This window comes from Veronia pacifica (genome assembly GCF_001707825.1).
GTDB lineage: Bacteria > Pseudomonadota > Gammaproteobacteria > Enterobacterales > Vibrionaceae > Veronia > Veronia pacifica.
Map to the genome: position 1 here is coordinate 106,556 of NZ_LYBM01000003.1, position 26,278 is coordinate 132,833.

A 26,278-nucleotide genomic window follows, 5' to 3' on the forward strand; every position below is an offset into this window, starting at 1 on the left:
AAAGATAAAAATAGGGAATGAACATGAACAATGCCATTATCACGATCACCAATTTACGTCTGAGAACTTACATAGGCTTTAATCCTGAAGAGCAGGCAAAACGTCAAGATGTTGTGCTAAATATCGAAATACATTACCCGGGTGAAAAAGCATGCCTGAATGATACAGTGGATGATGCCCTCAACTACAAAGTCATCACCAAGGCGGTAATAGAACATGTAGAAAATGGCCGCTTTTTACTGTTAGAAAAGCTCGTTTCTGATGTATTAGATATCTGCACCGATCACTCTTGGGTTAACTACGCAAAAGTCACGATAGATAAGCCTCACGCATTACGCTTTGCAGACTCTGTATCACTGAGTTTGAGCTGGTCAAAACCAGCCTCACAAATCTCCGACTAATTACAGATACAAGCATAAATAACTGAGTACTATTGTTATTAAGGTCAAACTGAAAAATAAAAAGCGCTGTTCTTAAGAAGCAGCGCTTTTTTATGTTTAATACTGTCGACGCGCCATCACGCTGGTAAGCCGTGCTTATGAGATGCCAAAGCCGACTGATAAAGATCCTGATATTGCTGAGCAGAGTCTTCCCAATCAAATCTGCATGTCATTGCGTTCATCTGAACACGTTTAAACTCAGTCGGATCCTGAGCGTAAAGCAGCAGAGCGCGTTGCATAGCAACTAACAGAGCCATAGGTTCAGGCTGTTCGAACACAAAACCTGTCGCAAATTCTGGGTTCAGGTCATAATCAATAACAGTATCTTTCAAGCCACCAACATTACGAACCAGAGGTAAGGTGCCGTAGACCATGCTGTACATTTGATTCAAACCACAAGGTTCGAACTCTGAGGGCATAAGGAAGAAATCAGCGCCAGCTTCAACCCAATGCGCTAACTTGTTGCTATAGGCTTCCACGAAGGCAAACGAAGATTCATTTTCACTCGCAATGGTGCGCAGCTGTTGAGCAATGGCAGGATCACCCGCACCTACTATCACTAACTGCACCTGGTTGACCAGGAAGTGATTCAGAATAGGCAGCAGATATTGCAATCCTTTCTGTTCGGTCAGGCGACACACCATACCGAACATAGGCAGATCCTTCTGTGCAAGACCAACCTCTCTCTGCAATGCTCTCTTACAGGCTTTTTTGCCGCGAGCCATGCTGGTTTTGTTTGCTTTGAACTTCTGAGGAATCAGGTTATCCGTTTCAGGATTCCAGTCGCCATAATCACAGCCATTCACAATACCCACTAAGTCGTTGGCGCGGGCAGCAAAATCCCAGCCCATTCCTTGAGAGCCTAAATCAGTGACAAGCTCAGTGGCATAATTTGGGCTTACGCCATTGATTTTATCGGCGTAGGCCACACCCGCTTTAAGGAAAGCCACATGATGAGGGTCAATCTCAATATTGGCAAAACGCTCCCGAGTGAGCTCTGGAATGATTCTTAGCTCGGCGTAAGAAAACACACCTTTAAACACAGCATTATGAACAGAAAGCACTGAGCGTGTTTGAGCAAAAAACGGATTGTTTTGGTGGCGATTTTTCAGCAAGAAAGGCACTAAACCAGTGTGCCAATCGTTGGCGTGAATAATATTTGGACAGAAGTCCAGTTTCTCAGTCAGATCAAGTGCAGCTGCACTCAAGAATGCAAAACGCTCACCGTTGTCGTAATAGGCCTGATTATTTTCAGCGTAAAGCTCATTGCGATCATAATAAGGGCGACAGTCTATCGCCCATACCTTGACACCGTCGGTTTCAAGCTCTCGAACCTGATAGTCAACATAAACGTCCTGCTCTGTCATCATTGCTGCTTCGAGAACAACGGGTGCGTCGAATGCACCCGCTATTGAACGATAACAAGGGATAACAACCCGAACACTGTGGCCTTTGCTTTGTAGTGCTTTAGGCAGGGATTTGGCAACATCTGCCAGCCCCCCGGTTTTAGCCAGCCCCTCTATTTCAGAGGCGACAAAAAGAATATTCAGATCACTCAAAACCAATCCTCATACCTTTGGGAATAGTCACGATACCCTCAGGCGAGACGTCGAACGCTCACGATCAAGCTCAATATCCTCACCAATTACGGTGCCTTCAGCGATCTCGACATTTTTGTCGATAATACAACGGCGAAGACGGCAGTTTTTACCAATTTTGGTGTCACCCAGCATTACACACTCACTCACCAGTGTGCCATGGTCAATGTTACTGCGGAAGCCAAGTACTGACTTGTGAATTTGAGCACCCTGGATGTAGCTACCAGCAGAGATTAGGCTGTTAGTTACTTTAACCTTATTTTCACCTGCATCAGTGAATGTTGCTGGCGGTAGCGGCGGATAATAGGTGTGCAACGGCCATTGACGGTTGTATAGAGAGAAAGGAGGATTTTCCTGCAGAAGATCCATATGCGCTTCCCAGTAAGCGTCAATCGTACCCACATCACGCCAATAGACCTCATCTTTTTCACCCGGGATAGAGTTTTGTGTAAAGTCGTACACAAACACTTTACCCTGAGGATAGAGTTTTGGAATGATGTCTTTGCCGAAGTCATGGCTTGAGTTTTCGTTTTCTGCGTCTTCAGTCAGTTCTTTGGCTAAAACATCGGCTTCAAAAATATAGTTACCCATAGATACCAGAGCATGTTCTGGATCGCCGGGCACACATTTTGGATTCGCTGGCTTCTCTTCAAAGCCAATCATGCGTCCTTCTTCATCAACCTCAATAACACCAAATGCTGATGCCTCACCGATTGGCATTTTAAGCGCAGATACAGTGAGAGCGGATTCTTTGGCACTATGAAAATCCAGCATCTGGCGGATATCCATCTTGTAAATATGGTCACTACCGAAAATAGCAACTTGCGCCGGATCAGCCAGCTCGATAAAACGAATATTCTGGTAAATAGCATCTGCCGTACCATCATACCAACGTTTACCCATTCTCATCTGTGCAGGGATCGTATCGATAAAACGACCTGACAGGCCGGTAATATTCCAACCCTGCTTGAGGTGGTGATTGAGCGATTGTGATTTGAACTGAGTAAGAACATAGATCTGGAGAAGATCTGCATTCAGGAAGTTGTTGAGAGCAAAATCAATTAGGCGGTAAGACCCCCCAAAAGGCACAGCTGGCTTACTTCGGTTGTTTGTGAGCGGTCGCAGCCTTGAGCCTTCACCGCCCGCCAAAACCATTCCGAGTACACCCTTAGCCATAAAATCCTCCTGCAGCAAAGCAAATAAATAAATCCGTTTTAATAGTGAATTGGAGTATACCCCTGATGTTTTTGAGAGACGACAAGAAATAAATACAATCAGATGGAAAATAAGGCGATTAATAGGCAATAAATATAAAAATGTGACAGCCGCAACACTAGTGCATAAAAATGAAATTTATATTGCGATCAGCTATTTATAAAATAATTTCAATTATCTTAATACATCTCCCATTAAGCCCAACTAAGAGTTAACATACCACCTCATAAATGATTACAAGTGACTCATTAACGCAAAGAAATAATGATAAACGAGCCAAAATAATAATTGGATTCAGCTCACAAATTTTGACTATTGAAATGCTTAGAGTAACATGCTCGTAACCTTGGAACGCGAGAACGTAACATGAATTTCAATCCAATTCTCTTCCGTCACCAGCTGCATCGCCACCCTGAAATATCAGGTAGAGAGAATTGGACCTCAAATTATATCGCCAATACCTTGCGTCAATTAGGTTATAAACCCGTAACAGGCATTGGTGGTTATGGTGTAGTCGTCAAAATTGACAGTGATTGCGACGGCCCTAACCTGCTTTTTCGCGCCGACATTGATGCACTTCCAATTGATGAATTGTCTCAGCACGATCACGTTTCAGAGTGTCAAGGTGTCATGCATGCTTGTGGTCATGATGGCCATGCTGCCAGTCTAGTATGCCTGGCATCCAGATTAAGAGAGAACAATCTCCAACGAGGGAGCGTTCACTTAGTTTTTCAACCCTCTGAGGAGAACGGGCGCGGCGCTGAAGCGATGCTACAGGATAATAACTGGCAGTTTGACGAGATAGATTACTGTTTTGGTTACCACAATATTCCCGGTTATCCGATTGGGCAAATTCTCACTCGCGATAACACGTTTTCTTTTGCATCAACCGGTATCATAATCAAGTTCGAAGGAACAGAAGCACATGCTGCTTATCCCGAGCAAGGCGTTGATCCAACACCAGCATTGATTGAACTCATTCAGCGAACATCACTCATTGTCGAATCAAATGCCACTTCTCATTTTCTTGTCACTATTATTCACGTCCATGCTGGTCAGCCCGCTTTTGGCACAACGCCTAAAGACGGCACCCTGATGCTAACAGCCCGGAGTAACAGCAATAAATTGTTCGATAAAAAATGCGCGGAAATAAAATCTATCGCTAAAGAGATTGCCAATAAGTTTCAACTTCTCTACTCGCTGACACTGGTCGACAACTTTAAGGCGATCGTCAATCACAGCGAGGCAAACCTTATTCTTCTTCAAGCCTGTAAAGAGCTGGGATTTGACTCTGAGAGACTTACTGAGCCAATGAGATGGTCTGAAGACTTTTCACATTTTTCCTCACGGTGGCCCTCAGCATTCTTTGGGATAGGCAGTGGTAACGAGCACCCGACCCTTCATGACCCAACGTATGATTTTCCGGATACGTTAATCGATATCTCAAGTAAGGTGTTTGAGAAGATCATACGGAATATGAATGGACTCAAAACGCGATAACTGTCACCGGACACAAAAAACCCGCCATGGCGGCGGGCTTCGTTCTGTATAAATAATGTTATTTTTTGCTACGGCGCTCTCTGACGGCGGCAGCCAGTTGATTAAGTACTTTTTCTGTATCTTCCCAACCTATGCACGCATCAGTAATACTCTGGCCGTAAGTAAGCTCTTTACCGACAACCAGATCTTGACGTCCTTCAACCAAATGACTTTCAATCATGACACCAAATATTGCGTCGTTACCCTCTGCTATTTGAGCAGATACGTCATCTGAGACCACCATTTGTCTCTCATACTTCTTGCTGCTGTTGGCGTGACTGAAATCTATCATTAGCTTCTGACGAAGTTTTGCTGACTCGAGCTCACCAGTGACTTTATCTACATCTTCTTTCGAATAGTTTGGTGCCTTACCACCACGCAAGATGATATGACAATCCTCATTACCAGCAGTGGCAACGATAGCGGAGTGCCCGTATTTAGTCACTGATAGGAAGTGGTGAGGTGATTCGGCAGAACGGATTGCATCAGTTGCAATCTTAATGTTTCCATCAGTACCGTTTTTGAATCCGACCGGACAAGACAACCCAGAGGATAATTCACGGTGAACTTGTGATTCGGTGGTACGAGCGCCAATCGCCCCCCAGCTAATCAGGTCCGCCATATATTGAGGCGTGATCATATCGAGGAACTCAACCGCTGTGGGTAGACCCAAGTCAGTGATATCAAGCAGCAGCTTGCGTCCGATACGCAGTCCATCGTTCAATTTAAAGCTATTATCGAGGAAAGGGTCGTTAATCAGGCCTTTCCAACCAACGGTGGTTCTCGGTTTTTCAAAATAAACCCGCATGACAACCTCAAGATCGTCAGCAAGCTCGTCGCGTAATACTTTTAGCTTTCGGCCATAATCGACAGCAGCCTGAGGGTCATGGATTGAACATGGGCCAATCACTACCAGCAGCCTGTCATCTTTGTCGTTCAGAATATTATGGATAGCCTGACGGGATTTAAATACCGTTTCAGACGCGGTTTCAGAGGATGGATAACGCTCCAGAATGGCTACTGGAGGAAGAAGTTCTTTGATCTCGCTTATGCGGACATCATCAGTTTGGTAAATACTCATTTTCTTATCCTGCTCTACATCACATTCAACGTTTAACGTATCCACTAACTCGCTAAACATTTTTCCTTTGCCGAGTATTAACCTAACCCCATATAACCTCTAGTGCAAACATATTTTTACAATGTTCTTGATGAAAAATCATGATTTCGACTTGCCAAGTGTGGCCAGGTCATTTTTTCATCATTTTTCTTCTGCTCAAAACACAATTTTGAGTTCGGGTGATGTGTAATTGCAGTCAAAATACCGTAAACCAGTAAAAATAGACCTTGTCCCCAACCTTTTTTAATTTGGGGTTTTAGCAACCGAACTGTTAGAACTTAACGATCCACTTTCACCTTCAAACCTCTCATTTAACGGTAGATGAGTAAAAAAAGTCATTGGTTGTGTAAAAATACCACTCTATTGATTCACTGTTTAAGCCCTACCGACTCAGTAAATACCACAGTCAGTAAAAAGAGTGATGACAAAAGTAACAAAGTAATACTTTCAGCTAGCAATATGACCTAACCTACAAAATCACAATTGATGCATATGTCATACCTTTCCTACACTTAAAACTATCAATTAAGTCTGGGAGCGTACAATCATGATTTTACTAAAAAAAACAGTATTAACATCTACCCTTATGGCCTCTTTACTGTCGCTCCCTCTACATGCAGCAACATATACATCATCAGGATATCTGGCACCAGCCGACACTCGTCTTGATGTAGGCCTGATTGATGGCGGGTCAACAGTGTTGGTCGAGGGGCAATTTCCTTTTTCCTCTATGGGCTACGTTTCAATGAGTGCGGGTAGTCAGCTTGAGGGAGACTGGGTGATCTCAAGTGGGGTCGGATTTATTTCTCCCTTTACCCAGTTCATTAATCTTGAGGGAGACGCACAAATAATCAGTATTAAGAAACAGCATGAACAGGAAAAAGAGTTTGGCGACGTAGCAATTGGGCTTAGCATAGGCGCGACATCATACATTTCATCAATGTTTGACGCGACGGTTACTCTAGGAAATGTCTCTTACGGCGGAGATGAATCTGAGGCTATCCTGGAGTTCGGTACCAGAATTCACCTCTCTGAGCACTTCTCAGTTGGCCTGACGTATATGGCGAATGGGATCTATGCTGACAGTTTCAAACTGAGTATCAGAAATAAATAGTCGGAGCATTACCTCCGACTACCTAAGAAACGATCCTACCAAAGCTCTTCGGTTTTCTTTTCTGGTGTTGAAGACTTCTGTGACATAACAAGCTGCTTATGAATAGCTAATGCAGCTTTTTGTAAGCGCGGATGAATCTGTGGTTTGTTTTTTGCTATTTTATCTCTGTTAAAGCTTATGATTGATGCTGTAATGCATGCCGCAACTTTCACTTTTTTAGATTTTTGTGCGTACATAGCAGTCTTAATGGCCATGAAAATCTTCTGATCGTCTTTCTTATAGTTCTTCTTTGCATACCGCTCAAATCTGACGAAATCTGATAGGTATTTGGTGTGAATCAACGTGACATGTTTATCGTAATACTTTTTAAAATCCTTATAGCTTCCTGAACTGTTAATCTTTAATAAGGTCAGCACCCAGTCCGTTGACTTGACTGGTCTGCCAATCAAAATCATTTTCAACCAAGCAAACATGTGTACCTCCATATACCCCCGAAGCCACCACAAGTAACTAGCTTATCGAAAGCGAACTTTACCGCAGCCAAATTGAACCAGGTTAAATGAATAATTGTGAGTGAAGCCTCATCCAGCTCAACTCTGCGACAAAAATCAATGTCCTTAAACGACACAAAACCTCATTTTACCTCGGTCAAATGGAGCACGGTCTAGGTACCTGACAAAATTAAATCGCATATGGATATTCAGAAAAGGGGGTTATTGACAAACTCCGTGCCAAAATACTTACTTTAAAGAGTGACTGCAAGAAAATTCAGAAAGACAGATTAAACCTCGAACAGTTTATCTCGAAACGGGCATAATTCGTGGTATCAAGTGATTCGATGTTAATCAATTTGAATGTAGTGACTACGCGATTTGATCTCTCAACATGAGACATCAAAAAGGTCTTAACGGCTTGCGCCATAAACCCCATGGATTCACATTAAAAAATGCAAACAAACAGAAAAGAGCTTGAAAAAGGTAGCCGAGAGACCTTGCTAGGCAGTGGTGTCTATCGTAATGGAGTAACGGTTTTCTTCACCGGGTATCATATATAATATCTGTTGCCCCATTGAGGGATGGGAAACGATATAGTTGCCTTGCGGGAATTCAGCGTGGTTTGGCCCCAACAATACAATCGTGTAACGCTCGACATTCCGACCTTCGTGTACTTCGCCATTCATTTCGTGCTCAAGCACTGATTCAATAAGCACGTCGAACTCATTTTCTGCACCATCCAGCACCATCACATTCTGACCTTCAAGCTTGGATATATTTTCCCAGGACAACACATTCATCGAGCACTCCCAACAGCGTTATTAATCTTCATGAAAAGATTTAAAACAGACTCTTAAAGCATAGACATTTTTTTAGTCCACTCTAAATAATTAGTTGATTAATCTGTAACTTGCTGTGATCAGCAATAGCTTTTTGACATGAAATTAGACGTGATATTGATGTGAGCATTGAAACGCCAGTTAACTGGCGTTTCTGTTTATGACGATAGGTTTGTCACTTTAACTTATTGAGCTTTTGTTTTTCCGTTTTCGTTTTTTGATAAAACCACAATCTACGGAGTTTGTTATTCATCGTTACCTCCTTGCATAACGTTTTATAAATATGCTCGACTAAAACAAAATACTTCGCATTAGTGCTTAATATTTCTAATGTCAGAGCAATGGCAGCAACTCGACTCTACTAACGACTTAAATCTCTGATTTATATAAAGGATTCGCCGTTACCTGTTTGGGTTTATCTTTATCACAACCCAATTAAGCTTGCCAAATAACGTCAATAAATGTCGCTGTTCAGCAGCAAAAAAATCGTAAGTTCTTTGATGCAATTCTTATATCACCTCGCCAATAGATGATAATGATTATCATTTTTATTTAGGAAGGCTTATTTTTCAATACCAGAATGTCTATTAATATAACTGGATCACATCAATGTATATGTCTGTGAGGCAGTGGCGGGATCAAACTGGCTGGATAGATTCACCCAAACAAACAAAAACAGGTCGTTTGAAGGCAGAGCGGCGAGTATATTTCAGGTTACCGTTCGACTTCATGTGCAACCCTACCACGAGCTGAAAAGTTGGAAGGCACTCAAGATATTGACACATGTCTAAAAGAGAAAAGCCGCCAGAGTCGCCGGCGGCTTTGATGTGTCGGTTCCGATAAAAACGAAACCTTTTACACCTTGCAACATTGCTCACTATGTAGAGCTTCCAGGCCTCGTACCATCACACTAGGAGATAGGATATGGACCATTGTAAATAGTGCAAGGCAAAATCATTTTTGCGTACTAATTACGCTGTTAAACATTCCAAATTGTCATGTAACCTGTATACTTTTCTCTGATGAGAAAGAGTCCTCCAAATGATGACAAACGCTATCGCGTCGATAAAAACAGTACAGGTTACGGTTTAATAAAAGCACTCAGTTACTACTATTGCCAATAGTCCTCACGCAACCTGTGAGCTCGATCACACAAAGAGATATCGATCACATAAACATGAAATAAAGGCAAGTTATATGCATTGTTACATTTTTATAAGATAAATAAGAAATCAGAGTAGATTTAGTGTTGAGTACACGACTGCATAAACACGGACTCTCCGCACATCACATATTTCTTAGCATCCATATTGATTGTCGAGTTAATTAATCTCGTTAACCTTTATATCTAATCACTAAAGATATGAAATTCAAATTACAACGGTATACAAAACCACAACTCACTAAATAAAGAATCAGATGAAATTTCGTTCACCGTTTCATGCCATTCCGACAGCTCAAGCGTCTCTGGCTATGGCTGTTGTTGGACTCGGTATCGCATGGTCTCTCCATGTTCCAGATCACAGTAGCGGGCTTCGTCTCGTCACCACGCTGTGTGGTTTTGTGTTGGTGCTGCCTGTATGTCTAAAGTATATTTTTGACCCGAATAGGTTCATCTCCGATCTCAAACACCCTTTCTATGGCAGCCTGATGGCACCAATGTCCATGGCCCTGATGTTGATTGCCGACTATCTTGCTCAAATCCATGTTACCTCTGCTACCTTCCTGCTATACGGTGCATTTGTTCTTCATGTCTTTATGATGTTGTTTTTCTTTTCTTGGCAACTGATACATTTTGATATGAGGCAACTTTATCCGAGTTGGTTCCTTTACCCTGTCGGTATGATTAGCAGTACACTCGCAGGCACGAAGCTGGGTTTCTCGAGTGAATCTTTACAGCTCATGCATTTCTGCATCGGCGCGTATTTCATTATGTTACCCGTCATACTATATAGACTCACATTTATGGGCCGACTCCAGAGGCACTGCCGTCCAGTGTTAGCAATTATGGCTGCTCCTGTGAATTTGTCTCTCTCAGCGTACCTAACAAATTTCAATACACCAGATCCCGTCATTGTTGGTGCTCTGGGTGCTGTTGGAATTGTGATGACAATATTCGTTTATCTCTGTTGCATAAACTTGCTTAGACAGACATTTCACCCTGGTCTCGCGGCACTCACATTTCCCTCAGTGATAAGCGCCGTGGCAGTCGAGAAGCTATCACAATGGCTATCTACTACCTCAAATGAATGGTTCTGGTTATCAGCGTTTGGAGTAATTGAATTGATGATTGCGACATCTATTGTCTGCTGGGTGTGTTTCAAATACGTCACGCACTTTGGACCAAACTTGTTCGGCAGAAACATCAGACAAAGACTTCGATTAGGGAATAGCTAACGGCCAAAATAAATAGTGATGTTTTTACTCTGCTTTTGACCTAGCGACTGACGCATTGAGGAATATAAACCTATTATTTTGTGTATCAGCAACACCACTTCTCTTACCTGTCCATTAAAAAAGCCACTAAAATAGTGGCTTTCAAGTAAATAGTCTCATCAATTTCAGTCGCGAATATTGAGAGCCTTTAACCGGTTGTAAAGCGTTCGCTGTGTCAGTCCTAAATCTTCCATGACTAAATTCAGCTTGCCTTGGTTCTTATTAATCGAATCCAGAATAATCGCTTTCTCTACACGGTGGAGCTTCGTTTTCAACGAGCCAGGTGCAACGTCCTCGTTTTCTACCGCCTTGAGATCACGGGTCAAAGACACTTCGCCATACAGGACGAACTGCTCTGCAACTTGTCGTAGTTCCCACAGATTCCCAGGCCAGTGATACGCAGCAAGCTGCTCTCTGATCGTTGGAGGTAACTGAGGAAGTACTATATCCTGGCTGTTTGAGAACTTCTCTGCGTATTCATAAAACAACTTAAAAATGCAATCTACAGAACACTCCCTAAGAGAAGGGAGTTCAAGCTGGTTTGTTCTCATTAAAAAATACAAACAATCATGAATTTTCTTATTTTCGTAGAGTTCCTCAAGTGAATACTGAGAAGTGCAATATAGTCTGGAGCGACCAGTAGAACTTGTATCTGTGTTATTTACTCGTGCACGAGGAAATAACTTCTCGACGATTCTTGCCTGAATAAATAACGGTACTCTTTCTATCTCAGTAATAAGAAGCGTGTATTCTTTATTTGAATCAGAGGAAGGTTCAGGAAGTGTAAAGGACTCATAAGATAGGTCGCTATATGCCGAACTGTCGACAACAACTAAATCGCCCTTTGTTTTGGATACCCTGTGCACAATGCTTGCGACATTTACTTTCCCTGTACCGTATTCACCTGCAATAAAGACTGTGTAGGAACGACTCAATATATCGATTTCTTGCCTCAAATTTGACGCTATTCTTTTTTCTTCGACAAATTGAGATTCCCTTAATTGTTCCATGAAAAATCTCCCTATTGATCTGCCATTCGCCAATAACTTAAAAATACGTTATTGAATTAATCTGTCCGTGAGTCATTACAGTAAGTCAGGCGGAGTCTATTTGATGGACGTTATCTGCTCCGGTTCCTTGGTCTACGTCTATGTAGTTATATACTGTCAGCTCAATTGTAGTAGGAACTTCGTTAAAAGCAACCACTGGGATTCGTTTATCATATACTTCTTGCATGTCCCAGAGTGGTCGTCTCAAATCGGTGGCAGCCAACAAAACAATGGGAATTTTAGAGTGCTCAACATAATCAGTAATTTCTTTTATTTGCCTATGCATCATTTCCATATGTTCATTTTGAAGTGCAAGAAATGCCTCGCCTGAATTAAGCCTTAAGAAGGTTCTACATAATTCCTCAAGCTCTGGAGATAAAAGAACGACATGTAGAATATCATTGTAAAGGAATGTCTGAGTTATTTGTTTACCCAGACTATAACGAACATAATTAGTTAATACTGATGGATTTTTCTCTGAATTACCGAATTCAACAAGTACTTCGACAATAGTTGCAAATGTACGAATAGAAACTTGTTCCTCTGCAAGAAACCTCAACACCGCAGATATTGTTGGTACGGGAATAACCCGTGTTAATTCCTCAATAAGGTCAGGCTTGGTTTCTGCTAAAAAAGTTAGGTATGTTTTAGTTTCTTGTAAGCCCAAGAAACTAGCGCTCGTTCTAAATATAGTGTCTCTGAACCGAGGTACTATAATATCGTAAGGTGTAAATCTATGGTCTTTTTCAATATCTAACGTGTCGCAATCTTCTTTACTCAGCCAATAATAATCCGTTTCTTTTCGCGTTTTTTCTTTAATTGACGATGCATAAACATCGACACTATCGCTACTCTTCGAATCGACCAATGCCTTTTTAACCGCAAATTTGTCTTCTTCAACAGGGAAAGTTGCCTTCATTTCAACAATCTCGTTAACGAAAAAAGCAAACTCATCCTCGGAAACACGCTCGCGGAACACAACCAGTAACTCAGGTAGGAATATCCCATAATCAATAACCAAAGTGTTACGACAACGTCGTATATCCGCTACCAGATTGTGGGCTCGTGGATCATTTTGTCGGTTAGTATGAAAACAAAGAATGTATGGGCTGGTAACCGATACGTCCATAATGTCTCTATCACCAACCGTACGTAAATCAACAGCCTGCTGTTGATGTTCCATCATTGCTTTTTGCATGGCACGGCGTTTTGCAATAATGGTTATCCATACAATCCCGGAGGCTGCAGACAAAGCAATAAATACAGCGGTAGGCATGCCTGGCACAAGAGAAAAAGCAATCAGCACGACCGTTGTTATCAACCATGCATTCGGTTGAGCGAGAAACTCTTTACCAATTTGGAGACCAACGCTCTCTGATTCTTTATCGCTCTGTGAAGACGTCACGCGAGAAACAATGAGGCCAGCAGTGAGTGAAATCAGCAGTGCAGGTATTTGGCCGACAAGACCATCGCCGATAGTCAGAATGGAATATATCTGTATTGCTTCGCCAAAGTCGAGGTCAAACTGCAGCATACCAACGCTCAGGCCGCCAATCAGGTTAACAAAAACGACAATCAGGCCTGCAATCGCATCCCCTTTTACGAATTTCATTGCACCGTCAAGTGCACCATAGAGACCACTCTCCTCTTGAAGTTTGGTCCGTTTTTCCTGTGCTTGTTCACCAGTGATAACGCCAGCCCTAAGGTCACCATCAATTGACATTTGTTTACCGGGCAGTGCGTCAAGGTTGAATCTGGCTGCAACCTCTGCAATACGCTCAGAGCCTTTTGCAATAACGATGAACTGCGCAATGGTGATGATTAAAAAGATCACTAAGCCAACAGCGAGGTTACCACCAGCCACGAAATTACCGAAGGTTTCAACAATGTCGCCGGCATCAGCCTGTAAAAGGATCTGTCTTGTGGTGGAAATGGTGATGGCGAGCCTGAACAGGGTTGTGATCAACAAGATAGCAGGGAAGGAAGAAAACTCAGTGGGCTTCGGGATATACATCGCGAGGATGATTAGAAATACCGCAAAGCTTATGTTCAATCCAATAAGAAAATCCAACGCCATTGTCGGTAAGGGAACAATGAACATGAACACTATAAAAACAACAAAGAGGATCAGTGCTAATTCTGCACCGAACCCTCCTTGGATGGACATCCTGTTGAGGAATTGTTTTATCATTCTACCTCACGCGAAGCATTTGGGTTGTTCTCCTTGGCTGTCCCAGGTTGTCCTTATCAATCGCTGCGGTTATTCGCGTAACGATATTCGCTATACTTTGTCGAGTACCAAAGCACTCCTGGGGTGATTCCCATTGACACTCATCCATTGAGTAGATGGCTTTCTGCAGTAAGCACGCCACCCACGACATATATTTTTCTTGTCCGTTAGAAAGCCGGAAGACAATTTGGTTAACATCATTCAGAAAGACGTTATTTTTAGTCGCTTGAATATGGAATTTGACCAAATCAACAACGTTGTATTCAACGTTTCCTACCCTGATCTTCACCTCGCTCAAAATTTTATTCCCACTTTTAAGCATGTCAGTCAATGTATTGGTGCGGGATAGGTCACTGTACAAGGTTCTCAATTCGGCGCGAGAACGAAAGTGAGAATGTTCATCAATATTTTTAATTAATGCCGCCGCGGTTGTGGTACAACCCAAGACAAAACCTTCTTCACCAAACTCTGAAATAATAAATTCCATTATAGATTGAAGAGAACCTTTCCCAAGCACCTTATCATAGTACATTTTTCGTGCTTGCCTGCGTTTGACGGGATCTTTTGCCAAAACAGCATAGAATGATGAAACCGACAGCGAGACCTGCACCTCTTTACCGAAGCGGCCCTGTAACTCGTTAGCCAAATGTTGAAATTTATCTGCCAGTCGCGAGTTGTTATTTTCAAGTGCGTCGAGATAGCCACATTTCAATGCGAGAAAGCAAAGCGCTGGGTCGTGTTTGGCAATCTTGAGTAACGATTCAAGATCACCGCCTTTCACGATTTTATTTTCCATCAGTTTGGATAACTTGAAGATACTTTCACAGACATCGTTACCCAGCTCTTTCGCTTTAAGAGATATACCTTTTTTAATGAATTCAATGTCCTGAGGCGACATTTTCTGCTTGTCTTTCTTGAAACCTTCGCCTTTGAAGAATTCCCTGATATCAAGCTCTTTACCGTCAATTTTTTTCTCACGACTCAATCTTATCTCATTGAATTTCATTGAAACTTCTTCTAATGAATCAAATGAAAAAAAGGTGTTTTGCATGAGATTGCTAGATTGCTGAGTACCCGCATTAGGCTTGTTTTGTTGAGAGTAAAGCAGGTCGTGGGCCTTTGCGCTGGCTAGCCCGTTCATTCCGCTTAGCATGACTGATCCTTCCCTTACATAAGTATCAATTAGATCTTAGTGCTTTTAAGACGTGATTAGTTACCAAACAATTTTTACGACAGCAATATGTCGACTCAACTCATTAATATAAAGAGGGATATGATCAGAGTCAGTGGTTTAATTTTCTCGATACACCACTTAATCCCTGTCATTAATTATCAGTGCCTGATCGACCAAGTCGTCGTTGAGCCAAATAATAAATTTATCATTTATTAAATTTTGCGTTTTTTCATCGAGATACACCGGAGGTCGATCACTTATGCCATATATACGGTCAAACATATCTGTCGCATAATTGTTAAACGAGATAAGCTCACACCCTGATATTGGAAATAAAATCAACAGCAACAGATATTTAGCTATCCTCATTTTTTCTTCCTTGTGTTATTTTTCACTATAATAAAAATCTCACCTGACTCACCCGGCTCCAAACGATTTCTGGGCCAAAGCCCTGAACCAATCACCGATTTTTTACGACAGAAAGACCGATCGTAAACAACCTCAGTCGTTTTAAAGTTAACGGTGTGCGCAACGATAATGTTGAATTCTTGACCGCGGTAAAGTATTGCAGAATCGTAGTCGATATAACTCCCCATACCGCTGCACCATTTTTTGTTCCTGTATGTGGAGTCAGTTTTGCTAAACGAAGCCAAGGTTGTCTCAGTGAAGCCTACTGGCACTGTTTCAAGCACCAAGCTTCTTACTGCCCTCTGTACATCCTCAATGAGCTCATCTTTTTTGGGTTCGAGGTTTGATGTAGGGTGTTTCCTAGCCACATTATCTAATGCATCGACAATGGGTCTGTTAGTAAGCTCGCTACCGTAATCTAGCGGGTTTTTATCGATCGATATCTTTCTGGGAGTGATCAAAAATAATCTCTCACGGCGTGAGCCACTTGAACTATTGAACGAGAAAAGACTGCCGATAATAGGTATATCGCCCAGTAAAGGGACTTTTTTCTCGGTATTCTCGACACGTTTGAGGTTAAATCCACCAAACATCATAGTGTTTTTGTCTCTCACAATTGCCTGAGTGCTGAGAGAGTTTTTAGCCGAAGAAACGGACTGCGCCTGATCACCGGAACGATTCACTTTCCCATCTTCAATGACAACGTCCAACTCAACCAGCTCACCTGTTTTTGTCTTAATAAGATGAGGGGTCACTTGAAGGCTTGTTCCTGCTGTCACGGGTAAGACCTCGACAGCTCTCTCAGCCGACGCAGTCAAAAATTCTGTATTGTTTATATCAATCACAGCGGGCAGGTTGTTTTGGGTCAATACCGAGGGAGTAGCAACGATCGAGGCATTATCCTCTGATTCCAACAATCGGAGATTTGCAAAAAATTTCTGGGGGAACTCAATAAAGAAAGATGCCGCTGCATTTTCAGGGAAAAACGGGTTTATTTGTTGACGTCCCCTCGTTCCACCACTGCCCACCTCAAAGTCATCTGTTGTGACGCCCCAGTCCAGTCCAGCCTCAAGTAAACTGCCGCGGGTGACATCAATAATTATCGCATTGATCTCGATAAGGTCTGTTGGTACGTCGAGGGCTTTAATAATGTTTTCAAATTCTGTTCTCTTACTTTTCGGCGCAAAAACAAGCAAAGAGTTATTGCGTATATCAGCTTGAACTCTCATACGTGAAAGATCTAGAGGGACTTCTTTCTCCTCATCCTTATCGCTGTTGTTTTTGGGAAGTAATTTCTCCTGCCCTTCTTCTTCTAAGATAGAAGTGACCGACGAAGAAGCACTGCGACTCGACCTAAGCGGTGAATTTTCATCACTATTTTTAGTCGGTTTAGGCTGGGAGTTAACCGAAATATTGCCACCTTCACCGATAAGATTGTTAAAGATTGTCGCAACACCCGGTATGACTTTACTCTTGCCCCTGTAGGCGATATTTCGGTCACCCACGTCTGCGTAATTAAGCTCAAATACCATGAGTTCGTACTTGTTTTTTTCTTTTTCGGTTTTGCGCTCTTCTTCTTTGTTTAATCCCTCAGTCACACCTTCAATAAGCGAAATATAACGCTCAGGTGCATTCACAATGACGGCTCCCTCTTGCTCAAGGACACCCCAACCAAACTTTTCTTCAAACAACCGAATCGATACCAAGGCCTCACGCAAGTCATCAATGTTCTGTTTGCCTACCTTGATTCGCTCTGTGACACGTTGTGTTGAATCGCTAATATAGAGAGCATTACCGTAAACAAACCAGTCAAATCTATATTGGATACCCAATCGATCCAGAAAGGCTGCTGCATCTTTCGATCGCACCTTAGTATTGATAATTTTATTTAAGTTGAGCCCACGCTCGATGACTAAAGTGACTGCAAAAGTGTTGGCAAATTCTTCCAGTACATCCCTCACCGAACGATTTGTTACTTCTAACGCATAACCGCTCTTTTTCCACTCCGGCGGCGTATATGCGGTAGATGTTTGACACACCAGCAGAGTCGCAATGCCAATTAAGGTCGCTTTTACCCATTGAGAAAAAAAAAGGGATGCTGGCATTGTGCCGCGGGAGTTACGCTTAGGTTTGTTTCGTTTATTTGTCAAGTCCATGATATACCTAATCAACAACCTCTAAAATCAAATATTCCTAACCGTCAGCAAGTTGCAAATTTGCAGACGATGTCCGTCCGGTAACATACAGAGGCAGCACAAAACGCCCTACATCAGGGAAAAAGCGCCCTGCCCAAAAAATGCCTATCGACCAACTGCATATTTGGCTCACCTAATGCTTTGGGTTTAGAGGTCGTCAGCATCTACCCGCTTCCATTCAGTTTAGACAAGGTCACATAAATGAGCATTTTGTTTCATGCAGTTACGAGTTTATTAAGTAGTTATACCGCATTTAACGCTTTGTAACATTCCAAGCAGAAAGTCACCCCACTATCTGCTTAATAGTTGGTTTCATCTTCTTCTTGGGTACTTTTATCTGTGTTTAAGTTTCACATTTTTTTTTTTTGTTTCTCTGCGTATCACAATGGGAGCATCGCAAAAATGTATACATAAATACTAATCAATATGATGCATAAACCATTCTAATTAAGCACTTTATTAACAGGGCAGCGGGTGATATCAAACAAGAACAAGAAAAGAGTCAAATCCAACTTTCCATCAATATTTGTGATTTGCTAACAGAAGAAACGCGAAAGGTTTATAGATGTGATCGTTTTTACACCCGTACTCCAAAATGATAAGCACGCCCTCACATAAATATGTTTAGGCGTGTATGTCAATAAACATCTATTTTCAATCTGAGATGAACGAGCGAAGGTTTCTGATAGACTTGAAGACTGAAAACTCATCCATGTTTTCCACAGAAACACGTTCAAAAACAAGAACATTTTTGTTTTTGTCTTTACCAATAAAGTATCTTCCAAATCGTGTAGGGTCTTCAAAACGTTGAACAAGTTTCTTTTCAACCATTCCCTCAGGTGGGTTTTCATAAATGGCAAAGATCTCGACAATGGGGTAATGATCTTGCGCGGTGATAACGACGTTCTCACCCAGTCGTATCATATCAAAGCTCACACGGTTGTGATGACCGCTCATTTGTGCCGCTTCGACAAGAGACCGTATAAACTCTCTTTCCCTTAGATCTTCAACATTATCATTACGTTGTGTAATCATTGAATTGCCTCTATTGCAGATACGCAGTAGGCCCTTAGTGTGAATACTTTTTTAGTATTAAGCTGACTTGACACCGTTCACTTCCGTCACATTACCTATCAAATACCTTATAAAATTAGATAGATGTCATCGGTTACATGCATGACACTGCTAAAAAACTACTCGTCATAGCTAATCAGGTAATTCCAAGTGTCAACCTGATTGACCACCTTCTCAATCAATGAAACCACGTCTTTCGGTTCAGCAAATTCATCAACAAGAAGCGTTAACCAAAGTGAGCTGTCTTCCTCTTTAATAGCAGGTGCTGCTGGATAATGTTCAGCACTAATAAGCGTATAATAGAGTACCTTATCTAAATCATACCTACCTTTTATCCATCTATCTGGTAGGGTGCTTTCTATTAAGATACTTCTCTCCAGCTTTTTAAGATTCACTTTCACATCATCACAATGAAAAGACAGCTCCCGCTCGGGTCTTCCCTTCCATTCTGAATATAATGCGTCAAACTGATGATTAATCTGATCCATATGGTTACATAGACCTTAATATTTGTTTTTTTACATCTCTAATCTTTTTGGCAGCGCGAAGTCTGTCAAAAGCAAGGTTAGCTTCCATTTTGGCGTTATATAAAGCGACCATATCGCCTGAACTAATACTGTTTCTAGCTTCGTTAATGGATTTGGTCATATTGTGCAGACCTTCAGTTCTCTCCATTAACCGCTGATAAATGCTGTTCACACGTTCAGTAGTCTGCATAATCAAACTCCCTTCGAAAGATAGTCCCGGCTATATAAGCCGGGACTGCTTTTTCGTTTACTATCGCAACCAAGAATGCGGTATGTGACCTTGACCCATCATGCCGCCATATCCACCGAAGCCACAAATCATGTTCAAGCCGCCACCACCATGGAAGCCCATGTTGAGGATGTTTGGTGGCATGTAGTTGATGTTTGTGCCAATGGAGTTCATGTATTGCGCCATTGCGGTATTGGTCTTATCCCATATCGTTGAAGCCTGCATGAGACCGTACACATTGTTGGCATTAATGAAACCAGGTACCGTAAATTGCGGCTTCATAAAGTTTTGAATGCCTTGTCCGAAGCTCTGCGTCGCACCAAGGTGTGCATACTGTTGGCCAAAATTACCGCTGCCACCAAAAGGTGATACGCCTGCGTTGTTACCAAACATGTGACAGATCTGCTGGAGATACTGTTGCAGGATATACTGTACAAGCTTATGCATATAGCCAGGTTTGCAACCTCCGATAATACTGCCAGCGTCGCCGTAGCCGTTTTTATTCAGCTCTTCCTCGATGTGCTTAATCAGTTCTTTACCATCAGCAAGATCGGTCTCTGAGGTGATCAAGTTTGGTTTACCATCGGCGCCCAACACATATAGACCCGGTTTTTCGCCAAAAGCTTCCTTGAATTTCAGTGCTGTACTGTAATCGACACCTGTACCACCGCCGTTCCACCCACAAATCTCGTGGATAGAGCCACATTTGACTTCAAGGTTACACTTGTCATCCAAGTCGAGGTTAGAGATTTGTGTTGCTTTGTTGGCATTAGGTTCGATGATTGTCACCTTGTCCAAGACCGTCATGTTTTGCCAGTTACCCGTTTTGCTTTTGATGGTATCCATATGAATCTGGGTGCCGTCATCAAGCGTGATTACTCCGTCGTTGTAGAAATCACTGACATGCTTATTCGAGCCCGGCTCATCTTTATCACCAATGTAAAGGTGTGGGTCGCCGCTTACTGTGTATGTTTCACCAGTATGCTTATTGCATATCTTCATTTTCGAGCTGCTGTCGTCAAAAGTAATGGTGTAGTTGTCGTTTTCCCATGCTGCGGTTTTAGATTCACCATTTTTACCATCGGTCTCAATGGTACTGGTACTTCCGTAATATGCAGCAAACAGGTTCTGCCCTGGAACATAAGGGTTATGGCATCCCGGACGAGGGTAGCAGTGATACTGTTGGTTCTGACCAAGGTAATTCATAGATTCCTCCTAATTAATTATCCTTTTTGATCGTATTTGTGAAAATACATATAACCTTTTTAATAACCTTTCACGAACTTTTGCCAAGATTACTTCTCCGAAATCTGGTAAACAATTCGTCTGCCTAAAATAAATTGCGCTCTAAAGGTTTCTCAGTTCTCATACCTGCAACATATCTGTATAATGAATATACGTTCTTAAAATATTCTTTACATCGCTGTTAGTAGTTGCCTGTTGTAGCATCTGTGTTCTTTAATACACTTTTTAGTTCCACATATTCATCAAATTTTTTTTCTGAACTGTATCTAAAAAATTTAAAAAACAGTATTACAACAAAATATTAAAAAACAAAAAAATTAAAGTGCCCAATCTAAATTGTTTAGAGGGAATATCGTTACTCACCCTATTCCATGTTCCAACCCATATCTAAAAATCGATTAAATATTCCAATTTTTATATTGGTATTTATAACAGTTAGTGGGGGGTTAGTTTGAATAAGACTATGCCGATAATGTACCTCTCAATGTATGCTTACAATACTTAGTGCTCGGAACAGTCATACAGTTCCAAAAAAAAATCAACGGTCCAAGTGGTCTTGAAGCATGGCTCTAGCGCGACTCAGTCTTGAGCGCACAGTGCCAACAGGAACACCGAGATCCTCTGCAATTTCGTCATAGCTGTAACCATCATATGCGAACTTACTCAGCACGTATCGCATCTTCTCAGGTAACTTATCAATTGCTTCTTTAGTTCTCTTTAACATTAACTCTGCCTCCACTTTGCGCGAGCAATCATTAGTACTGTCACAAAGGTCAGTAATGTATGAATCATCGCAGTTGGTCTCCATGCGCCTATCATCGCGATAGAACTTCTTGGTGAGGTTATTTGCAATGCCAAACATCCATGTTTCAGGTTTTGAATTTCCACAGAAATTATGGCTATTCTTCATTACTAACGTATAAACCTGTTGCACAACATCTTCGCTTTCACTTGTTCTTTTTAGTTTCTTAAAAACAAAAGCAAATAACTTCTCACGCTCTTTAAGGAAAATATTTTCCCACTCAATATCACTATTATTGAAAATAGTTTCTACTCTTTCTGGCGTATCAATTTCAGATTTCATGATATATTCCCTCCCCGCTCCCATCATTTAAATAGTTATTCCGGATATTCGAAATATGATTTAAAGCAGCAGGCAATACCAGTAATTATGTGTTTCACTAATGAGAAAAAGATAATAACAGTAAATTTACACGCTTATTCTTCTTTAAAAACCAGCATTTGTAATTTATTTCAAAAATTAATTTTTTTATTGTGAATTTTTTTTCAAAATACTTTTTATTTAGTTATTTATATATAAAAGCAACAACTTGAAAAAAGTTTCATAAAAAAAGTATGTTATTTGAAACATATTACAGTGACAAAACAATTCACACGTTGTTATATTTGCAGTGTGAAGGAATAAATAAACAGAAAATAGTTACAATACTCATCTGTTTATATGGAAAAATTTTTCAAACTTATAAATATAAAGGAGTGAGGCGAATATTCTCGCTCTACACGGTACATAATTTGTGAATAGCAAGTTTTACTCAATGGCGTCGTAGGTATGTTTGAACTTAGGTATTATCGAGGCTCAAATGATGTCGCTCTCCTACCACTGGTAGGGACTCGATGGCTAATCGGGTCAACAGAGCTGGCTGATTTGAACCTGCCAAATGAAGTCTGTGGGGACCAAAGCTTTGTGCTTGAACTGGTTTCTGGCGACTTGACGGCTGGCAGAAGCCCAGAAAACGTCATGCTGTGGCGACTCACCAGAGTGCCTGCAGCAACGGAAGAGAATACGCAGCCAAAATCTCCTGAAAAGATAATGGATGATTCAATTTGCGTAAGACTTGATGAAATGTTCAGTATCAGTGGGCTCAGTTTTGTCGTGAGCACTCACGACACACCATGGACACTTGAAGAGCTATCGATAAGCCACCAATTCGGTAAGAATGCCGAAAAAGAAAACAATATAAAAGCATTGGGTCAAAAGAAAACTGGTCGCCGTCGACCGCTCAGACTGGCTACATTCTGTGTTGCTTTTTTAGCGTTATCTGCCGGGGTTTATCACGCCGTGTCAAATAACTATTTCAATTTCACCAGCCAGAAAACACACTCAACTGACTTTGCAACTTTGCAGAAAGAGGCGGCGATACAGCAACAAAACACCACGATTGCGCAGCCAACCAGAAATCGAATAGAAACTATCGATCAAGCAAACCCGTCCCAGACGCCGACAAATGCGAGCATATCTCAGGTCACAACGCAATTTGTACAACCGATTGCCAATCCAAAGCCCGAATTAACAGCTAAACATGCGAAAACGTTATTCCGCGAAATGATGGATAAGCGTGAGATTGGTTCAGGCTTGGTGATTAAGGTCGTTGGGAGTGAGCGTATTGAAGTGTCCGGTCGACTTAGCGAGACGGAAGAACCCATTTTAATGCGCACCATAGATAGATTTGAGGGACGATACAAAGGAGCAGTATCTGTTGTCGCCAACTGGAATGTTGGGGCAAAAGGCTTGCCATTTGAGATTGTACAAATTGTATCTGGGCCAATGGCACATATTATTACTAAAGATGGTAAACGCCTTTTTGTTGGTGATGAGCTGGAAAATATGCGTCTTGTCTCAATCAGTAACGACAAGGTCGTTTTTGAAGGACAGGAAAATATTGAGGTGTCGTGGTAATGACAGCATCAGCCGCGGTAATAGACGAGAAGTTAAACGCGATTACGTCTTTGTTGTCTGAGAACAAGCATGCCTATTCTGCCGTTCAAGTACGAGGCAAAGTAATCGGTGTTGTTGGCACTTTGATTCGATGCAAAATTCCACAAGCAAGAATAGGCGACTTGTGCGAGATCCTGCCAGGCGACTATCCACCGATTCTCTCTGAAGTGGTGTCCTTTGATGACGACACTGTACTATTGAGCGCACTCAGCGCCGTTGATGGTATCGCAAGCGGAGACTTAATTCGTCCATTTTTCGTGCCCCATTCATTGGATCTCACTATTCCCGTCTTTGGCCAGATGTTTGATGGCTTTGGCCGTCCTCTTGGCGAAAGTAACCGCACTATTTTCTGCGAACAGAAAGTATCTGTCTCATCTCCTGTTATGTCGGAAGCACTCAATCCATTGGAAAAACCAAGAATTGATCAGGCCTTCCCTACCGGGATAAGGACAATAGACGCCTTCAATACAATTGGTAAGGGCCAGAGACTCGGAATTTTCGCAGGTCCGGGCTGTGGTAAATCAACACTGATGGCGCAAATAGCGCGGGGCTGTTCAAGCGATGCCATCGTTTTCGGTCTGGTTGGTGAGCGTGGCCGTGAATTGAATGAATTTATTGAACATGAGCTGGATGCGGACTTGAGAGCGAAATCTATTTTCGTATGTGCTACCTCGGATAAAACGTCCATGGAAAGGGCGCGAGCCGCATTCACAGCGACTGCAGTTGCCGAAGCACTGCGAGATCAGGGAAAGAATGTTCTTTTGTTAATTGACTCTCTAACACGTTTCGCTCGGGCACAACGTGAAATCGGACTTGCAGCGGGTGAACCACCCGGTCGTGCAGGATTTCCACCTTCTGTGTTCAGCTTAATGCCAAGAATGCTTGAGCGAGCAGGCCCAGCAAAAATAGGCTCAATTACAGCCTTTTATACCGTTCTGGTGGAAAAAAATATTACTGCTGACCCAATCTCAGACGAGGCAAGATCCTTACTTGACGGACATTTAGTGCTAAGCCGTGAAATGGCGGAAAAAGGCCACTTCCCAGCTCTTGATGTACTGCAGAGTTTGAGTAGGACAATGACAAATGTTGTTTCACCAGAACATGAATTTGCATCGACGACAGTAAGGAAGCTTCTTAGCACCTATAAAGAGAACGAGTTGTTGATTCGTCTTGGAGAGTATCAACAGGGTAGTGATCCGAACGTTGATATCGCGGTTTCATTGAATCCACACATTATGCAATTCACCCGTCAATCCCGTGAGGACCTGACGGATTTCAATGATACCGTCAATGCCGTAGGTGAAATTGCCAGAGCGGGTGCTGGAGGTGCAGGATGATAAGTTTCGGCGAAAAAAACCAGCTTTTTTTGAACCTGAGGAAGATGATGATACTAACGATGAACTTCAACGTGTATCTGATGTGTTGGGCCAAATAAAATTTATCAGGGAACAACGACGGATTAAAGCTGAACTTAACCGTGCACAAGCCATGGCGCAAAAAAAGCGTGATGAAATCCAGTTAAAACACGCAGAGTCAGTGCTGGAACTGGTCAAAAAAGAAAACAAGAAGATGTTGAAATCAGCAATGAAGAACCCAAGAAAGCATGTCTCCAGTATCGCCGTGTTCGAACAAGACAGAAAAGCCTTTGAGATCTTAAAGGATAGGATCAGAGGTTCCCAATCTGCTATTTACGCAGCAGAGAGTAAAGTAGAAGAATCAACACAAGAACTTGAAGTTGCTAATAACACAGTGAAAAACCTCACAAAAAATATTGAGCGACTAAGCTTATTACAGGAGCATCTGGTTACAGGAGATTCAGAGAATGGCTGATAACAAGAGTATTGGTAGTCCCCCATCCTCAACGGCAGATGCGAGTCATACAAATCATAACGACAAGCATGTTGAGCAAAAAAAATCAGACGAGGTGCTTGAAAACATACCGATGAATTCAAGAGGGAATGCTTCGGTATCTCAGCAAGGCGAAACAACAGATAGCCAGCAGAGAGCCATTAAACAATCTGAAAATAGCAACAATGAGCAAACCAGAGCAACAGAAAAAAAGTCACGGGCAAAGCAGGCAAGAAAAAATCAGCGCAAATCACAGCTACTTGATAAGGAATTGCAGCTGGCAGGCTCAAGCAACATTGCCATCAGCCAATTTCTCACACAGTTGTCGGCGGCAAGAGCCGATAATGCCCCAAAAAAGAATGAGTCTATCAAAGACATCATGTCGAAAGTTGAGTCATCATTTTTCACCGCTCAGCAAAAAGCAGATGCGGCTCAAATGATGAACTCGACACAAGCTACTCAATCAAAGGCGGATATTGTTGCCACGAATCAACTTATTCACAGTATGTCGAATTTAATCAACGACATTAAACAGTTGTATCCGATGAATGCGGTGATACGACACCCTAAACTCGGGGAGATAAAAGTTAAAGTCGATAATCCCAGCGGTGATGCGTGGGAACTGGAAATACAAGCTGAATCCGACGAGTCGCTGCTGCGGCTCGCAAGCATGAAGAAAAAACTTGAAGAAGGCTTGAGCGATGAGACAAACAGCGGTGTTAACATATCACTGGTTGGAACCACTGCCTGAGCCATCATGTCGTCAA

General features: G+C 42.0%; 21 protein-coding genes and 1 pseudogene. 8 read left to right on the forward strand and 14 right to left on the reverse strand.

Annotated elements, in window-relative coordinates; translation table 11 throughout:
* The first annotated feature begins 23 nt into the window (after positions 1–23).
* Positions 24–401: a dihydroneopterin triphosphate 2'-epimerase gene (gene folX / locus A8L45_RS03270; protein ID WP_068899180.1), complete on the forward strand. Its 378-nt coding sequence runs from the start codon at positions 24–26 to the stop codon at positions 399–401.
* Between the two features lie 116 nt (positions 402–517).
* On the opposite strand, the gene glgA is transcribed toward folX, so the two are convergent.
* Positions 518–2,005 carry a glycogen synthase GlgA gene (gene glgA / locus A8L45_RS03275; RefSeq protein ID WP_068899182.1) on the reverse strand — a complete coding sequence of 496 codons (1,488 nt, stop codon included), beginning with the start codon at positions 2,003–2,005 and terminating at the stop codon, positions 518–520.
* Positions 1,992–3,214 (reverse strand): annotated as a pseudogene (glgC, locus tag A8L45_RS03280) (glucose-1-phosphate adenylyltransferase). The gene glgA and the pseudogene glgC overlap by 14 nt, the downstream one beginning before the upstream one ends.
* Before the next feature lie 405 nt (positions 3,215–3,619).
* On the opposite strand from glgC, the gene A8L45_RS03285 reads away from it, so the two are divergent.
* Entirely contained in the window at positions 3,620–4,753 is a 1,134-nt protein-coding gene (locus tag A8L45_RS03285) for an amidohydrolase (RefSeq protein WP_068899184.1), read from the forward strand.
* A 58-nt stretch (positions 4,754–4,811) separates the two neighbouring features.
* Here A8L45_RS03285 and aroG read toward each other — a convergent pair whose 3' ends face one another.
* Positions 4,812–5,867, reverse strand: a complete 1,056-nt coding sequence (aroG, locus tag A8L45_RS03290; RefSeq protein WP_068899355.1) for a 3-deoxy-7-phosphoheptulonate synthase AroG — start codon at positions 5,865–5,867, stop codon at positions 4,812–4,814.
* A 592-nt stretch (positions 5,868–6,459) separates the two neighbouring features.
* Here aroG and A8L45_RS03295 point away from each other — a divergent pair.
* Positions 6,460–7,026 (forward strand): hypothetical protein, encoded by a 567-nt coding sequence (locus A8L45_RS03295; protein ID WP_068899186.1) that lies wholly within the window; start codon positions 6,460–6,462, stop codon positions 7,024–7,026.
* Positions 7,027–7,061: 35 nt separating this feature from the next.
* Here the strand turns inward: A8L45_RS03295 and A8L45_RS03300 are convergent, their stop codons facing one another.
* Positions 7,062–7,499: a hypothetical protein gene (locus tag A8L45_RS03300; RefSeq protein WP_068899188.1), complete on the reverse strand. Its 438-nt coding sequence runs from the start codon at positions 7,497–7,499 to the stop codon at positions 7,062–7,064.
* 521 nt (positions 7,500–8,020) lie between these two features.
* Entirely contained in the window at positions 8,021–8,320 is a 300-nt protein-coding gene (locus A8L45_RS03305) for a DUF6916 family protein (protein ID WP_068899190.1), read from the reverse strand.
* Between the two features lie 1,458 nt (positions 8,321–9,778).
* Between A8L45_RS03305 and A8L45_RS03310 the strand changes: the two genes are divergently transcribed.
* Positions 9,779–10,756 carry a TDT family transporter gene (locus A8L45_RS03310; RefSeq protein WP_068899192.1) on the forward strand — a complete coding sequence of 326 codons (978 nt, stop codon included), beginning with the start codon at positions 9,779–9,781 and terminating at the stop codon, positions 10,754–10,756.
* Between the two features lie 164 nt (positions 10,757–10,920).
* Here the strand turns inward: A8L45_RS03310 and A8L45_RS03315 are convergent, their stop codons facing one another.
* The 9 genes from A8L45_RS03315 to A8L45_RS03360 form a co-directional block, all read right to left on the reverse strand.
* Positions 10,921–11,805 carry a sigma 54-interacting transcriptional regulator gene (locus A8L45_RS03315; RefSeq protein WP_068899194.1) on the reverse strand — a complete coding sequence of 295 codons (885 nt, stop codon included), beginning with the start codon at positions 11,803–11,805 and terminating at the stop codon, positions 10,921–10,923.
* 85 nt (positions 11,806–11,890) lie between these two features.
* Complete coding sequence (gene sctV / locus A8L45_RS03320; protein ID WP_068899196.1) at positions 11,891–14,035, reverse strand: type III secretion system export apparatus subunit SctV; 2,145 nt, start codon at positions 14,033–14,035, stop codon at positions 11,891–11,893.
* 1 nt (position 14,036) lies between these two features.
* A complete protein-coding gene (locus A8L45_RS03325) occupies positions 14,037–15,227 on the reverse strand; it encodes an HrpJ domain-containing protein (RefSeq protein WP_068899197.1) in 1,191 nt (396 codons plus the stop codon).
* A gap of 386 nt (positions 15,228–15,613) precedes the next feature.
* Positions 15,614–17,812, reverse strand: a complete 2,199-nt coding sequence (locus A8L45_RS03335) for a secretin N-terminal domain-containing protein (protein WP_068899199.1) — start codon at positions 17,810–17,812, stop codon at positions 15,614–15,616.
* 693 nt (positions 17,813–18,505) lie between these two features.
* On the reverse strand, positions 18,506–18,886 hold the full coding sequence (locus A8L45_RS03340) for a hypothetical protein (protein WP_068899200.1): 381 nt from the start codon (positions 18,884–18,886) through the stop codon (positions 18,506–18,508).
* Positions 18,887–19,044: 158 nt separating this feature from the next.
* A complete protein-coding gene (locus A8L45_RS03345; protein WP_068899201.1) occupies positions 19,045–19,413 on the reverse strand; it encodes a hypothetical protein in 369 nt (122 codons plus the stop codon).
* 4 nt (positions 19,414–19,417) lie between these two features.
* A complete protein-coding gene (locus A8L45_RS03350; RefSeq protein WP_068899202.1) occupies positions 19,418–19,642 on the reverse strand; it encodes a hypothetical protein in 225 nt (74 codons plus the stop codon).
* Between the two features lie 60 nt (positions 19,643–19,702).
* Complete coding sequence (locus A8L45_RS03355; protein ID WP_068899203.1) at positions 19,703–20,887, reverse strand: DUF1521 domain-containing protein; 1,185 nt, start codon at positions 20,885–20,887, stop codon at positions 19,703–19,705.
* A 577-nt stretch (positions 20,888–21,464) separates the two neighbouring features.
* Positions 21,465–22,010: an RNA polymerase sigma factor gene (locus tag A8L45_RS03360; RefSeq protein WP_068899204.1), complete on the reverse strand. Its 546-nt coding sequence runs from the start codon at positions 22,008–22,010 to the stop codon at positions 21,465–21,467.
* A gap of 486 nt (positions 22,011–22,496) precedes the next feature.
* Between A8L45_RS03360 and A8L45_RS03365 the strand changes: the two genes are divergently transcribed.
* Genes A8L45_RS03365 through A8L45_RS03380 form a run of 4 tightly spaced genes read left to right on the forward strand, consistent with a single transcriptional unit; the run spans position 22,497 to position 26,262 of the window.
* Entirely contained in the window at positions 22,497–23,624 is a 1,128-nt protein-coding gene (locus A8L45_RS03365) for a hypothetical protein (protein ID WP_068899206.1), read from the forward strand.
* Positions 23,624–25,000 (forward strand): FliI/YscN family ATPase, encoded by a 1,377-nt coding sequence (locus A8L45_RS03370; RefSeq protein WP_068899207.1) that lies wholly within the window; start codon positions 23,624–23,626, stop codon positions 24,998–25,000. Before A8L45_RS03365 ends, A8L45_RS03370 begins: the two co-directional genes overlap by 1 nt.
* The gene (locus A8L45_RS03375) at positions 24,990–25,493 is read left to right on the forward strand and encodes a hypothetical protein (protein ID WP_068899208.1); all 504 of its coding nucleotides are present in this window, start codon (positions 24,990–24,992) and stop codon (positions 25,491–25,493) included. The genes A8L45_RS03370 and A8L45_RS03375 overlap by 11 nt, the downstream gene beginning before the upstream one ends.
* Complete coding sequence (locus tag A8L45_RS03380) at positions 25,486–26,262, forward strand: hypothetical protein (RefSeq protein ID WP_068899210.1); 777 nt, start codon at positions 25,486–25,488, stop codon at positions 26,260–26,262. Before A8L45_RS03375 ends, A8L45_RS03380 begins: the two co-directional genes overlap by 8 nt.
* Positions 26,263–26,278: the final 16 nt, after the last annotated feature.

Coding starts and splice junctions, on each gene's coding strand:
- A8L45_RS03350 (WP_068899202.1), bottom strand. CDS start 19,642: ATGCAGACTACTGAACGTGTGAACAGCATTTATCAGCGGTTAATGGAG.
- folX (WP_068899180.1), top strand. CDS start 24: ATGAACAATGCCATTATCACGATCACCAATTTACGTCTGAGAACTTAC.
- A8L45_RS03340 (WP_068899200.1), bottom strand. CDS start 18,886: ATGATTACACAACGTAATGATAATGTTGAAGATCTAAGGGAAAGAGAG.
- A8L45_RS03335 (WP_068899199.1), bottom strand. CDS start 17,812: ATGGACTTGACAAATAAACGAAACAAACCTAAGCGTAACTCCCGCGGC.
- A8L45_RS03300 (WP_068899188.1), bottom strand. CDS start 7,499: ATGTTTGCTTGGTTGAAAATGATTTTGATTGGCAGACCAGTCAAGTCA.
- A8L45_RS03380 (WP_068899210.1), top strand. CDS start 25,486: ATGGCTGATAACAAGAGTATTGGTAGTCCCCCATCCTCAACGGCAGAT.
- A8L45_RS03315 (WP_068899194.1), bottom strand. CDS start 11,805: ATGGAACAATTAAGGGAATCTCAATTTGTCGAAGAAAAAAGAATAGCG.
- A8L45_RS03305 (WP_068899190.1), bottom strand. CDS start 8,320: ATGAATGTGTTGTCCTGGGAAAATATATCCAAGCTTGAAGGTCAGAAT.
- A8L45_RS03360 (WP_068899204.1), bottom strand. CDS start 22,010: ATGAAATCTGAAATTGATACGCCAGAAAGAGTAGAAACTATTTTCAAT.
- A8L45_RS03355 (WP_068899203.1), bottom strand. CDS start 20,887: ATGAATTACCTTGGTCAGAACCAACAGTATCACTGCTACCCTCGTCCG.
- A8L45_RS03345 (WP_068899201.1), bottom strand. CDS start 19,413: ATGGATCAGATTAATCATCAGTTTGACGCATTATATTCAGAATGGAAG.
- sctV (WP_068899196.1), bottom strand. CDS start 14,035: ATGATAAAACAATTCCTCAACAGGATGTCCATCCAAGGAGGGTTCGGT.
- A8L45_RS03325 (WP_068899197.1), bottom strand. CDS start 15,227: ATGCTAAGCGGAATGAACGGGCTAGCCAGCGCAAAGGCCCACGACCTG.
- A8L45_RS03310 (WP_068899192.1), top strand. CDS start 9,779: ATGAAATTTCGTTCACCGTTTCATGCCATTCCGACAGCTCAAGCGTCT.
- A8L45_RS03365 (WP_068899206.1), top strand. CDS start 22,497: ATGTTTGAACTTAGGTATTATCGAGGCTCAAATGATGTCGCTCTCCTA.
- A8L45_RS03295 (WP_068899186.1), top strand. CDS start 6,460: ATGATTTTACTAAAAAAAACAGTATTAACATCTACCCTTATGGCCTCT.
- A8L45_RS03285 (WP_068899184.1), top strand. CDS start 3,620: ATGAATTTCAATCCAATTCTCTTCCGTCACCAGCTGCATCGCCACCCT.
- A8L45_RS03370 (WP_068899207.1), top strand. CDS start 23,624: ATGACAGCATCAGCCGCGGTAATAGACGAGAAGTTAAACGCGATTACG.